This window comes from Aliagarivorans marinus DSM 23064 (genome assembly GCF_000429485.1).
In the GTDB taxonomy this organism is placed as follows: Bacteria; Pseudomonadota; Gammaproteobacteria; order Enterobacterales; family Celerinatantimonadaceae; genus Aliagarivorans; species Aliagarivorans marinus.
Map to the genome: position 1 here is coordinate 100832 of NZ_KE386909.1, position 12564 is coordinate 113395.

Here is a 12564-nt window from a genome sequence, read left to right on the forward strand (position 1 = left end):
CCTTAGAACAGGCGTTTTAACACCTGCAGCACCCCAGATTCAGCATTGCTGGGCGCTTCGAAGCGGGCCAGCTTTTTCACCTCGGGATGGGCATTGGCCATGGCGTAAGAGTGGTAGCTGGCGGCCAGCATCTCCACATCGTTAAAGTAGTCGCCAAAGCTCATGGTTTGCTCGAAGCTAAAGCCAAGGGTTTGCTGCAGATGCTTAATCGCGCTGCCCTTGGAGGCCTCGGCATTCATCACATCCAGCCAGATGGCGGCACTCACTACCACTTGGTGAGATTGGCCAAAGTGCTGATTGATGCTCGGATAGACCAAAGCTTCGGTGCCGTCGAAGTGACAGATCGCCACCTTGATAAACTCATCGTCCACCGCCAGAAGATCTGCCACGCTCTCGCGGCGGTGGTAGTACTTGCTGATCTCGGCAATCGCTTGGGGGTCTTGGGTCTCGATATAGGCCGAGCGCTTACCGCACAGCACAATATGCGCGCCGTCGATAGCGCGCGCCTCAGTGATTACCTGCTCAATCTCTGCTTTGGCAATGGTGCAGCTATACAGCTCCTGATCTTGATGCATCACCAAGGTGCCGTTCTCGGCAATAAACAGCATTTGCTCGGCGATGGGAGCGAAGGTTTGCTTGAGGCTATAATATTGGCGACCAGAGGCGGCAGCAAAGCGGATCCCTTTATCGCTAAGCTGCTGGTAGATATCGAAAAACTCAGGGTCGAGTTGACCATCTGGATTGAGCAGGGTGCCATCCATATCGGCGGCGATAAATGCAATTTGCTTGGAAGCCATAGTTAAGCCTTTGGGTACAACATTAGTGAGATGAAGCGCGAGTGAGCACTTGCTTTAAGGGCGAGTTGCCCGCCCTGGAGCTGTGCCTCCCACATCAGCGCCGCCAGCATAAGCTTGCCCCCTAAAGATTGCAATCATCTCAATCTGCCGAGGCCACTAACCAGTCGTGAATCGGCCAGTCACGCTGCTCGGCCAAGGCATGCAGGCGTGGGCAGGGGTTAATCACCTCCACAAAATCGGCCTGCTCACACATTGGCAGGTCGTTGATGGAGTCGGTGTAAAACCGTAGCTGCTGATAGTGTTGCTGGCGCTCTGTCAGCCACGCTTGCAAGCGGGTCACCTTGCCTTCGCGAAAGCTCATGGTGCCTTTGACCTCGGTGCTGTAATGACCGTTGTCTTCATGCAGGTCGATACCTAGGGCATGCTCTACATCTAGCAAGCGGGCAATCGGTTCGACCAAGAAGCTGGCGCTGGCGGAGATGATCAGCAGATCGCTACCCGCCTCACGCAGTTGTTTGAGCAATAGCCGCCCATCGGGGTAGAGGCGCGGTCTTATCCGTTGTTGGCAGAAGGCGTCAACCAAGGGGGTGAGCGCCGCGATAGAGTGGTGCTGCACCGCCTGCATACTGAAGCGGATGTATTCGCGCATATCTAGCTGGCCATCGGCATATTGCGCCATCAGCGCTTGGTCGCGCTCGATAAAATCGGCTTGCTCAACCAAGCCTTGGTCAACGATGAAGCGATGCCACAGCATCGAACTGTCCCCGCTGAGTAGGGTTTCATCTAAATCAAACACTGCGAGTGTGTGTGCTGTTCTCGACATGATAAGGGGCTTCCATTTGCTCGGCCTTACAGTATCAGAGTAAAGTATGACGGTTTTCTTTCAATACCTTAGGGAGTAGCCTTTGTTGCGTAGCAGACGGATTTTTTCAGCGATTTGCTTGATATGGAGTGGGCTTGTCGGGAGTGGGCAGGCCGCGGCGGTACAGTTTGATTGTGTCACCATCAATGCCGATACCGATTGGATGCAGCGCGCCCAGTCTGAGGGCTACTACCGCCACCCGCTTGAGAGCGAGCTCAAGCGCTTTGATTTTGCCAAGCAAGGCAGTGCCAGCTATCAAGATTACCTGGCCCATACCCGTCGCTACCTTGCCGAGGTGAACCCGCGTGCCGATTGGGCGTGTCCGCTCAACTCGCCGTTGCGCGAGGCCTTAGCCGAGCAATATGGTTGGCAGCACCCACCCAAGGTGCTCGATTTCGTTGCCCCCTATGAGCTTAAATCCGCAGACGATAATAAGCTGGCGTTACTGGTACATGGCCTGACCGACTCACCGTTTAGCTACCACGATATGGCCTTTGATTTGTGGTCACAGGGCTATACCGTGCGCACCTTGCTGATCCCCGGCCATGGCGAAGCACCTGCCGCGATGCTTGGGGTGAGAGTGGGTGACTGGCGTGCTGCGGTGGATTATGCGCTGGAGCAAGCGGTCGCCGATTACTCCCACGTGGTGCTCGGTGGCTATTCCACCGGAGCTACCTTGCTGGTGGAAACCTTGATGGAGCACGCCGACTCGCTCCCCGAGCAGCTCAAAGGCGTGATGCTATGGTCGCCCGCGGTGCAATCCACCAATCGCTTTGCCTGGATCTCCCCGTGGGTGAACCCGCTGTTTACCCCGACTCGGCTAAAGCAGTGGCTGGAGAAAGATGCCGATACCGACGTGGCCAAATATGAGTCCTTCACCCTAAAAGAGGCTGCCGAGGTTGAGAAGCTGATGCGCAGCCTGCGTGGGCGTTTAAGCCGCGGCCAACATGGCGCTGACTTGCCGATGTTTGTGGCGCTTAGCGAGGTGGATGAGACCACCGTAGTTGGCGAGGGCATCGCCATGCTGGAGAGCTGGCACAACACTCCGGGGCGCACCACAGCCCAGCGCGATAAGCTGTTCTTAGTCGCCCCCGAGGGGCAAGTGAGCGCCGTCGAGAATGGGCTTACCACTGTGCTCTCAAGCTGCCCTAGCGAGGATCAGTCCCATGCTTGTCACCGGGTAGTGGGCGCCTCCCATGCCTTGGTGCTGGCACCTGAGAACCCACTGTATGGCGAGCAGGGCGCCTATCGCAACTGCGGCCACTATCTGGGGGATTGGCCACGCTATCAAGCCTGTAAGAGCACCGCCCCGATCGTGTTTGCCGAGAAGACCGAGCAGAACCTGCAGCGCTACCAACCGATGGCGCGGCTGATGTTCAACCCCTACTATCAGCAGCAGTGGCAGGCACTGGAGCAGTTTCTCGACGACCTGCAATAACCAGATATGTTAGTTTCACCAAAGTATGCGCTGAAACTAATTATGCTCATATTATCAATCGCTTGTGACCGGTATCGCAGCGCTATAACAGGCGCTGTGCTCCACTGAGGCCAGAGATGCTTTATGGAGTAATACAAGTGAAATTAGGTAATGTGGCCGCGTGGGCTGGTTTGTTCGCAGGCGTTACCATGCTGCTGGGGTGTGGTTCTACCGGGGCCAAACAAGATGCAGAAGTGGTGCTGGATCCAAGCTATTACAGCGATATCTATAACTGGAATGACAGCCGTGGCCTCGAGCAGACCTTTTTAGGGCGTGGCATCAATATGGGTAACTTCTTCGAGTCGCCCAGCTATGAAGGGGAGTGGAACGGCAATCTAACCATCAAGGACAGCGATTTTGCCAATATCCGTGCCGCCGGTTTCGCCAGTGTGCGGATCCCGGTGCGCTGGAATGCCCATGCCTTGAACGATGCCCCCTATACCATCGACCCGCAGTTTCTTGAGCGGGTGCAAGAGGTAGTGGACCAAGCGCTTGCCCACGACCTGCGGGTAATCATCAATACCCATCACTATAACGAGCTGTTCTACAATCGCCGCGAGCTGAAACACCATATGGCGCGCTTGCATGGGATTTGGGATCAGCTGGCGGATCACTTTACCTTAGCGGACTACCCGGAAGACCAACTGGTATTTGAGTTTCTCAACGAGCCCCACGAGGCGGTGGGCGTACGCGAGTGGAACACCATGGTGGACGATCTGGTTGAGCTGATTTGGCAAGACAAAGCGGCCACCCAGAACAATGAGCTGGGACAGCGCAAAATAATGATCGGCACGGCCGACTGGGGCGGTCCCTTTAAGCTGCCCGACCTGCGCCTGCCAGAAGCCTGTAACGCCGACAACACCATTATCACCGTACACTTCTACGAGCCGATGCCTTTCACCCACCAAGGCGCTGAGTGGACCCCCGGTGCCATGGATTGGGTGGGCACCCGTTGGCTTGGCAGCAAGCGTGAGCAGCAAACCCTATTTAACTACCTCAATGCCGTATCGCGTTGGAACGAAAAGCCGGGCCGCGGCTTTGAGATAAACATTGGTGAATTCGGTGTCTACAGCAAGGTGTCGCGCCCGGAAGACCAGCGCGCCTGGACTGCCTTTATCGCCCGCGAGTCAGAGAAGCGTAACTTTAGCTGGCACTACTGGGAGTACAGCTCCGGTTTTGGTGCCTATGACCCTTACGCCAAGAAGTGGCGGAGCGCCCTGATTGAAGGGCTGATACCCCAGCAGTAAGCTCGCAGCTATCGAATAGAGCCACCGCATCTAGAGGGCGAAGTAGACTTCGCCCTTTTTTTATCTTTCCATGACAGGTCTTAGTTTCATCAAAACCAGAGCCGCCGCCGATTTTAAGTAAATAGTCGCAAGCATGTGACAAGCGTCGTTGAGTGCTAAGGAGCGGCTGTGCTCCACTAGTGATAATATATTTCGAGGGAAGAATTAAATGGAATTAAGACGCTTACTTCCGCTGACGGCGGTATTCGCAACACTCGGTATTATTGCCGCCTGTGGTTCATCCAGTGGTGACAGCAGTGGTGAAGATGGCGCTGAAGTGGTGCTGGACGAGGCCTACTACAGCGATCTCTATAGCTGGAACGCTAGCCGCGGTTTGGACCAGAGCTTCTTAGGGCGCGGTATCAATATGGGTAACTTCTTCGAGTCGCCCAACTACGAAGGTGAGTGGAATGGCGACCGGACCATCCAAGCCAGCGATTTCGAGAACATTTATGATGCCGGCTTTGCCAGCGTGCGCATTCCGGTTCGCTGGAACGCCCATGCCGCAGATACTGCTCCCTTCACCATCGATGAAGCGTTTTTAACGCGGGTCCAGCAAGTGGTGGATGAAGCCATCCAGCAAGGTCTGCGGGTGATTATCAACACCCACCACTACGATGAGCTGTTCTATAACGCCAGCGAGCTGGATCACCATACCGCCCGTTTGCTCGGCATTTGGGATCAGCTAGCAGCGCGCTTTACCTTGGCCAACTACCCCGCAGACCAACTGGTATTCGAGTTTCTCAACGAGCCCCACGAGGCGGTGGGTATTGATGAGTGGAACGTCATGGTGGCGGACTTGACTGAGCAGCTATGGGTCGACAATGCCGACACTCAAAACAACGACTTAGGCCAGCGTAAGGTGATGATCGGTACCGCCGATTGGGGTGGCCCGTTCAAATTGCCTGACTTAGAGTTGCCCGCCGCAGCCAATGCCGACAACACCATTATTACCGTGCATTTCTACGAGCCCTTCCAGTTCACTCACCAAGGGGCTGAGTGGGTATCTGGCGCTAATAGCTGGATAGGAACCCGTTGGCTGGGCACTGCCAGCCAGCAGCAAGTGCTGTTTGATTATCTGGATGCGGTATCAAGCTGGAATGATCAGCCGGGGCGGGGCTTTGAAGTCAACATTGGCGAGTTTGGCGTGTACAGCAAGCACTCGGCTCCGCAAGACCAGCGCGCCTGGACCGCTTTTATCGCCCGTGAGTCAGAGAAGCGTAACTTTAGCTGGCACTACTGGGAGTACAGTTCTGGCTTTGGCGCCTTTGACCCGCAAGCTGAGCAGTGGCGCACTGCCTTGATTGAGGGCTTGATCCCTACCGATTTGCCTTAGGCGATTCTGCCAAGGTGTTTACAAGGGCTGGCGTTTGTCGGCCCTCTTTAGTCTAGGGTTGCAAAGATTCAGCGACAAGTTGGCAGGTCTTGCCAGCGCCCCCTATCCTAAGAAGTCTTTACTCGGAGTAACTGCAGGAGCCGCGTATGGACCATCCGCTGGGGTCTTCCCTGTCACTGGCGATTCTTGACATCCTTCCTAACCCGGTGCTGGTTAAGGGCAGCGACCTTCGCTATGTGTGGGTCAACAAAGCCTTTGAAGAGCTGTTTGCGGTGCAGCGTGAGCAGGTTATTGGTCAGCTCGATGTGGATATCTTCCCCGACCGCCAAGCCGCCCAATGCAATGGCGGCGACCTGCGGGTGCTATCTAGTGGCAAGGTCGACGAGGCCTACGAAACGGTACTCAAAGATGGCGTAACTCCGTGTATCACCATTACCCGAAAAAGCCGGCTAAGCATGGGGGATATGGACTTTTTGGTGGGGGTGATGCACGACATTACCGATGTCACCGAAACCAACCGCGAGCTGGAGCAGGCCAAGCAGCTACTGGAGGCGCAGTCTTCCAAGCTGGAGAAGATGGCCTATTCAGATCCGCTTACCGGCGTGCTTAACCGGCGGCGCTTAGAGCAGCTAGCGGACGCCGCCTTCGCCAGTCACCATCACCGCGGCTGTGTGCTGCTGTCAGATCTCGACCACTTTAAGCGGGTCAACGACCAATGGGGGCATGATGCTGGCGATGCGGCCCTCATCCACTTTGTCGAGATCGTGCAGTCGGTATTTCGCGACAGCGACCGGATTGCCCGTATCGGCGGCGAAGAGTTCGCTTGTCTGCTGCCGGGGGCGGATAAGCAACAAGGCTGGCAAGTGGCCGAGAGGATGCGCGAGGCGCTGGAGAGTTCGCCCTTAGATTACAAGGGCGAGCAGATCCCCATGACCGTAAGCTCGGGCATGGTAGTGCTCGCTGAAGGTGAGGCGATTCAATTGGCAGAGCTGCTGTCCAGAGCGGACAAGTGCCTCTACCAAGCCAAACAGACCGGGCGCAATAAAACGGTGTGTGAGTAGCATCGAATAAGTAAGAGTGAGTTTTCAATCATCGCTAAAACCCTCATAATTACATTATCTTCCGTGATACCACTTGCCAGGATGCCGTGTGAACTATTCGAAAGTTGTTAATTGGCCTGCCTACTATCACCCCAAGCATGCCAGCTTCCACATCAAGAACAGTATTGTGACGGAACATAAGGTCTCGGATATCTGGATGGAGCTTATTCGCGCCCACTCGTGGCCATCCTTTGGTAAGCACCGCACCTCGGTGCAGTTTCTTACCGGTGATGGTGAGCACCTTCGAAAGGGCAGCGTGTTCCGCTGGAAGACCCGAGGGCTGGAGTACGAGTGCACGGTGGTGGAGTTTATCCCCGACGACCGCCTAGCCTGGCGCGGCAAGTGTGGCCGGGTCGATTTGTATCATGCTTGGCTGCTGTGCCCCACTGACGAGGGCTGCGATATTGTCACCGAGATTACCCAGCGCGGCGGTTTAACCCGCTTTACCGCGCCGCTCCTGAGTCGACGCTTTAGCGCCTATCACCAAAAATGGCTGCGAAAGCTGCACTGCGACCCGAACAAACAGCCCGTCCAGTAGCCTCTTTAAAGGAACCGCTTCGATGTTCAGGGAGATGAATAAGCAAGATTTCATCGATTTTTGGCCGACTTTCTCAGCGGTGATTCGCGCTCGCGACAGCTTGGTGATGTGTAAATGGCTGGCAGAACCCGCTGACTGACGATGGCTCAGCGGCGCCGGAGTAACAGTGCTCCGACGCCGAAGGTTTCTCTAAGCATCGCTAAAACAACAGGGTGTAGGCCACCCCAGCTGCTATCGCCATACTCAGCACCACGCCAACAAAGGCCGCAATTAGCGGGTTCTTAAACAGCGACTTGAGCAAGATAACCTCGGTCAGGCTAGCCCCGGCAGAGCCGATAATCAGCGCCATTAATGCGCCAGTGCTGGCGCCTTTGGCGATCAGCGCGGCTGAGAGTGGGATCACCGCCTCTGCACGCACATACAGGGGAATACCCACCACTGCCGCAAACGGGATCGCCAGCAGGTTGTCGGTGCCCGCATAACGGGCAATCAGCTCGGTTGGCACAAAGCCGTAGATCAGCGAACCAACACTGATACCAATCAGCAAGTAGGGCAGGGCCTGGCGAAAGTCTTTCCAGGTGCTTTGCCACAGGCCGCGCCAATCAAGCTTGCGACGCTTAGCGCTGCTAGCACCACAGCTCGAAGTCGCGCTTGCTGATGCGCATGCGCTGCTCTCTGCCGGGGCATAGGCCTCTTCGCGCACAAAGCGCTCAAACCCGAGTTTCTCCAGCAACCAGCCCGCGACCAGCGATACTCCCAACGCAACAGTGAAGTACAGCGCGGTCACTTGCACGCCAAAGCTAAATGCCAACAATCCGATGATCACCGGGTTGAGCAGTGGGCTGGCAAACAGAAACACCAGCATGGTGCCAAAGCTGGCTTGTGCGCGCAGCAAGCCCTTGAGAAAGGGAATGGTGGAGCAGGAGCAAAACGGAGTGATTGCCCCCAGCCCCGCCGCGAACAAGTAACCGCGCCCGCCCTGACTGCTCAGCAGCTGACGGATCTTAGAGGGCGGGATGTAGTGTTGCAGTATCCCCACCAAGTAGGAAATCGCCAAAAACAACAGGCTGAGCTCTGCAGCCAGAAATAGCCACATGCCCGCAGCGTGGGTGACTGATGGATCAATATTCATGCTTGTCTCCGATATTCTCTGTAATAGAAAACTATATTTCTAGAATGTTCGAAATATAAGCCTGGCTATTGGATTGATCAAGATATTTCTAGTAATATCGAAATATATTTTTTGGCTACGGGCTACGGGCTTAAGGTTAAGGGTTGAGAGAGAATGATGATGGAACTAGATGATGTGGCTAAGGCCCTCAAAGAGCTGGGCCATCCTACCCGCCTGCAGGTGTTTCGCCGAGTGGTGCGTGCTGGGCATCAGGGGATTGCGGTGGGGGATATCCAAGCGCAGCTACAAGTGCCTAATTCCACCTTGTCACACCATATTGCGGCGCTAAACAAGGCGGGATTGTTAGAGCAGCGCCGCGAAGGGCGCACCCTGTTTTGTGTGGCCAATTACGCCTGTCTGCTAGGCGTGATTGGCTTCTTGCAAGAAGAGTGTTGTATCGATGAGCAGGACTTAGCTGCCAGCGATTAGATCAAAAAATCCAGCGCCGCGCAGATAGCGGTCACTTGCGCCTGAATACAGTTCTCTGCATCTACCCGCTCGCTGTCAGGATAGACCTCGGTGGTGGTAGAAAACGGCGCGCCGGTGATCCCGGTACACAGGTGCAGGTTCTCCACCGGGTAGTGGATCACTCCGGGTTGCTTCATCTGGGCGTCGTAGAGGCGGCCTTGATTGTCGGGCTCGGCGATATGGGTCACCTTGGCCACTTCGCGAATAATCGCCTGATGAAACTCCGGCTGGGGCTGGGCCTGATTACCCACCAAGTAAAAACCATCGGGGATGTAGCAGGGCTCAAACTCTTTGCCATCGCGCGCCGCCAGCGCTGGGCGGAACTCACTTTCGTCGCTGTCGGTTGTCTCGTGTAGGTCAATATGCATCAGGAACTTACAAGAGAGCTCGCTCAGTTGGCTCATTAGCAGTTGCGACTCTTCACAGTCTGAGTGAGCAGAGAAGCTGCGGTTTGGATCTTGGGCATGCGGGTTCCAGCGGTTCACCGTTTCAAAGGCCCATGGGCTCACACAAGGGGCAATCACAAAGCGGAAATCATCCAGATAACGGCCCAAGTGATGCTTGGCAAAGCGCAATGCACCGAGCACGCCGCTGGTTTCGTAGCCATGCACTCCGCCGGTGATTAGCACCGCCGGCTTATCGCTGTGCCAGTTGGATGATTGCAGTAGGTACAGCGGGTAGCGCTCGCTTTGATAGCTGAGTGCGCCGTATTGCAGCACCTTCATGTCGTAGCCAAGTTCTTGTAGCGGGTCGAGCACCAAGCTTTGGTAACTGCGTTGCAGCTTGGCCTGGTTTAGCCAAGTTTGCTTGTCGCGCTGCTGCCAGGCTTCGCCTGGGGTTCCTATCGGGTAGTGTTGCATTTAAATAGCCATCCTATACTGCGCTGGCAATGCTCTAAGTGTTTAAAAATGGGGAAGTATTGTGACTGATAGCGACCCAACTAGCCATTAAAACTTTGCTTAACAATTAATCACTGAGTGCCTTGTTCAGCTTTTGTGAGCAAGTGCGCGATATGTTGCTCGAAGGGGTAATGGCCCTTGGTCCAGCCAAGCCGCACAAACACCGTGTTGTGTGAAGGCAATATCATTACCAGCTGTTTACGATTGCCGCGCATGGCGAAGGCATCGGCGGGCAGGGCTGGCCAGCGCAACTCGCCCGGGCCGTTTAACCAGAGCTGATAGCCATAACGGGGATCGTTATCGCTGCCATTCGCCGTGGTGGCGCGCTTCACCCACTCTTGGGTAAGCAAGCGCTGGCCATTCAGCTCGCCTTGATTGAGCAGCAACTGACCGAGGCGCGCCCAGTCGCGGCCACTGGCGTAGATGTAGGAGCTGCCCACCAGATAGCCGGCCGGATCGGTCTCCAGAACGGTGTTTGCCATGGCCAGCGGGCCTAGCAGTTCGCGCTGCAAAAAGTCTGCGGCTTGTTGGGGGCCTCCCAGCAGTTCGCTCAAGTAGTAGCTCAACAGGTTGCTGCTGCCCGACGAATACGCAAAGTGCTCGCCACGCGGATGATCGGGCGTTTGCGCGAGCGGAATGCTGGCAGCCTGATGGGCAAAGAACAGCATCTCGGTGGCGTCGCTGCCCGGTGTGTAGGCCTCGTTAAAATCCAGTCCACTGGTCATCTGTAGCAGGTCGGAGAGGGTGATCTCTCGCCGCTGGTCGTCTTGCCATTGGGGAAACAGTGCATGGTTTTGGGCGCTCGCCAAGCCCATGGCCTCTATACGCCCCTCCCAGATCCCACTCAGGCTTTTGGCCATCGACCAGCCGAGCAGTGGGGTGTATGGCGTTACGCCATCGGCATAGACCTCGGCCTGCAGCTCGCCATCTTGGATCCACAGCAGCGCGCGGGTATTAAGGTGTTGTTGGTTGTCATCAGTAAAAACCTGCTCAAGCTGTTCTTGCCAGAAGGGGTCGATAAGGGTGGTTTCCCCGGCTGGCCACAGCGAACTGGTGGTGGGAATATCGTTAAGCGCGAGCTGCTGGTGAGCCGGCGCATCGGGCTTTTGGCTGACCAAGGTGCAGCCCTGATTGTCCTTAAAGCGCGCCTGTGCCGGGTACAGCGACGAGCCCAGAGTCGCGGTAACTGTATCGTCGCTCAGGCTTAGCTCGACCAAGCGGGTGGCTGGCGAGTAGCTGGCGATATCGTCGGCCAGCTGCTCAAGGCTTTGATCGGAGATAAAGTAACCCGAGCAAGCCAGTTTAGCCGAGAGTGCGGTGGCGGTACGCAGGGCGGCGGGCAGCTGCCAAGGGGAGAAGCCCAACAAGGGCTGGGCAATCAGTGTGAGTAACAGAATACAGGCCAGCAACAGCATTAACACTGGCCGCAGCATAAAATCGCCCAAGCGCATCGAAAGTCCTTTTTCCAGTATTTGCTTAGAACTTAACAGCTTACGCGGTATATGGGTATGAAAGTTTTATGGTTGGCTGCGTTGCCACTGGGTGCAGTAGGTGCCAGCGATGTTTTGTGCGTCGCGAATAAAGCGCGGCGGCGCCTTTACCCGGTTGCCAAAGCCATCCACCTGATGAAAGCGTAGTGAGGCGATAGTATGGATACGCGCTAGGGTAAATACCTGCTCGCGACTCAGTTGCTCGCTGTAGATGGTTTGCTGCTGAAAGCCATCGCTGGCCGCGCCATATTGCTCCAGCAGTGCAGCGGTTTGTGCGTGCCCTTGGTGCTCTGGCTCTTCGTGCTGCAGCAGCGACAGGTAGCTGAGATAGCCCGCGCAATTGGCCCAGCTTTGCAGTGAGTTGGGCAGCTCGGCGGCGGCAGTGCTCAAGGGGGAGAGCAGTACGCCCGCAAGCGCACAGCGGAAAAGGTGTTTGATAGGCATAAGGGTACTCAAATCAGTGCCTTGGATGAACTGCCCGCTACCTTAGCACAGCCCGCATCGCACAGGCATAAGCCGGTGGTGAAAGTGTTATACCAATCCGGATAAGTAAGTGGTCAGGTATTGCGCAGGATAAAGCGCTGACGCAGTCATCAATGATTTTAACCAGCAAGCATGTTCAGTTACTTGTGTGGGTTGGTATTAATCTTGGTTTATCTCGGAGACGGTCAGCACCAGGCCTTGGCTGCCCCAATCGAGCATGCCTTCCACCTGCCAGATGGCTCCGGGTTCAAAATCCACCGGCTCGCTGATAAGGCGGATTTTGCTTTGGCCGACATCGGGTAGCTGCGCAATCATCCCGTTGCGGGTGCTGGCGGTAAGCTGCAGCTCGCCACTGACAAAGGCCGGGTTGTCGTGGTGTGGGTCGAGGTTGCGGATCTTGCGGAAATGGCTATCGGGGGAGAGCGTAAAATAGCTGAACAGACCGATAAACAGGGCCATTACCACGAACACGCGTTTATCGAGTTGTTTTGGATCTTTGTGCATGTAGATACCTTGCATTCCAGACATCTGGGAGTTTAGTTGGTATACGAACAGTCTGGAATTCGAGATTGCCAAAAAAAGCCGCTATTTTGCATCCCTTACGACACCATAGCTATGTCTATTCGTTACTATTTTGGTTAAAATTGCGCGTTTTTA

At 55.6% G+C, this 12564-nt stretch carries 13 protein-coding genes; 6 read left to right on the forward strand and 7 right to left on the reverse strand.

The features are described 5' to 3' along the window. Nucleotides 1-2 precede the first annotated feature (2 nt). A complete protein-coding gene (locus G461_RS0120075; RefSeq protein WP_026973188.1) occupies nt 3-797 on the reverse strand; it encodes a Cof-type HAD-IIB family hydrolase in 795 nt (264 codons plus the stop codon). 139 nt (nt 798-936) lie between these two features. Further along, nucleotides 937-1620 carry an HAD family hydrolase gene (locus tag G461_RS0120085; protein WP_035480919.1) on the reverse strand — a complete coding sequence of 228 codons (684 nt, stop codon included), beginning with the start codon at nt 1618-1620 and terminating at the stop codon, nt 937-939. Between the two features lie 82 nt (nt 1621-1702). On the opposite strand from G461_RS0120085, the gene G461_RS0120090 reads away from it, so the two are divergent. The 5 genes from G461_RS0120090 (at nt 1703) to G461_RS0120110 (ending at nt 7396) form a co-directional block, all read left to right on the forward strand. Next, on the forward strand, nt 1703-3097 hold the full coding sequence (locus tag G461_RS0120090; RefSeq protein WP_157360378.1) for an alpha/beta hydrolase: 1395 nt from the start codon (nt 1703-1705) through the stop codon (nt 3095-3097). 137 nt (nt 3098-3234) lie between these two features. After that, the gene (locus G461_RS25000; RefSeq protein WP_051333724.1) at nt 3235-4383 is read left to right on the forward strand and encodes a glycoside hydrolase family 5 protein; all 1149 of its coding nucleotides are present in this window, start codon (nt 3235-3237) and stop codon (nt 4381-4383) included. Between the two features lie 208 nt (nt 4384-4591). Further along, entirely contained in the window at nt 4592-5758 is a 1167-nt protein-coding gene (locus G461_RS0120100; RefSeq protein WP_051333725.1) for a glycoside hydrolase family 5 protein, read from the forward strand. Nucleotides 5759-5904: 146 nt separating this feature from the next. Further along, entirely contained in the window at nt 5905-6819 is a 915-nt protein-coding gene (locus G461_RS25715; RefSeq protein ID WP_051333726.1) for a GGDEF domain-containing protein, read from the forward strand. 88 nt (nt 6820-6907) lie between these two features. Continuing rightward, nucleotides 6908-7396, forward strand: a complete 489-nt coding sequence (locus tag G461_RS0120110) for an SRPBCC family protein (protein ID WP_026973192.1) — start codon at nt 6908-6910, stop codon at nt 7394-7396. 199 nt (nt 7397-7595) lie between these two features. Here the strand turns inward: G461_RS0120110 and G461_RS0120120 are convergent, their stop codons facing one another. Continuing rightward, complete coding sequence (locus G461_RS0120120; protein WP_035480921.1) at nt 7596-8528, reverse strand: permease; 933 nt, start codon at nt 8526-8528, stop codon at nt 7596-7598. A 159-nt stretch (nt 8529-8687) separates the two neighbouring features. On the opposite strand from G461_RS0120120, the gene G461_RS0120125 reads away from it, so the two are divergent. After that, nucleotides 8688-8996 carry an ArsR/SmtB family transcription factor gene (locus tag G461_RS0120125; RefSeq protein ID WP_026960046.1) on the forward strand — a complete coding sequence of 103 codons (309 nt, stop codon included), beginning with the start codon at nt 8688-8690 and terminating at the stop codon, nt 8994-8996. Here the strand turns inward: G461_RS0120125 and G461_RS0120130 are convergent. From G461_RS0120130 to G461_RS0120145, 4 genes are all read right to left on the reverse strand, one after another. Further along, complete coding sequence (locus G461_RS0120130) at nt 8993-9895, reverse strand: M14 family metallopeptidase (protein WP_026973194.1); 903 nt, start codon at nt 9893-9895, stop codon at nt 8993-8995. The two genes, G461_RS0120125 and G461_RS0120130, sit on opposite strands and share 4 nt — an antisense overlap. A 110-nt stretch (nt 9896-10005) precedes the next feature. Beyond that, a complete protein-coding gene (locus G461_RS0120135) occupies nt 10006-11385 on the reverse strand; it encodes a serine hydrolase domain-containing protein (protein ID WP_051333727.1) in 1380 nt (459 codons plus the stop codon). Between the two features lie 66 nt (nt 11386-11451). Then, complete coding sequence (locus G461_RS0120140) at nt 11452-11868, reverse strand: hypothetical protein (RefSeq protein WP_026973196.1); 417 nt, start codon at nt 11866-11868, stop codon at nt 11452-11454. Between the two features lie 198 nt (nt 11869-12066). Beyond that, nucleotides 12067-12411, reverse strand: a complete 345-nt coding sequence (locus tag G461_RS0120145; protein WP_026960043.1) for a hypothetical protein — start codon at nt 12409-12411, stop codon at nt 12067-12069. Nucleotides 12412-12564 lie beyond the last annotated feature (153 nt).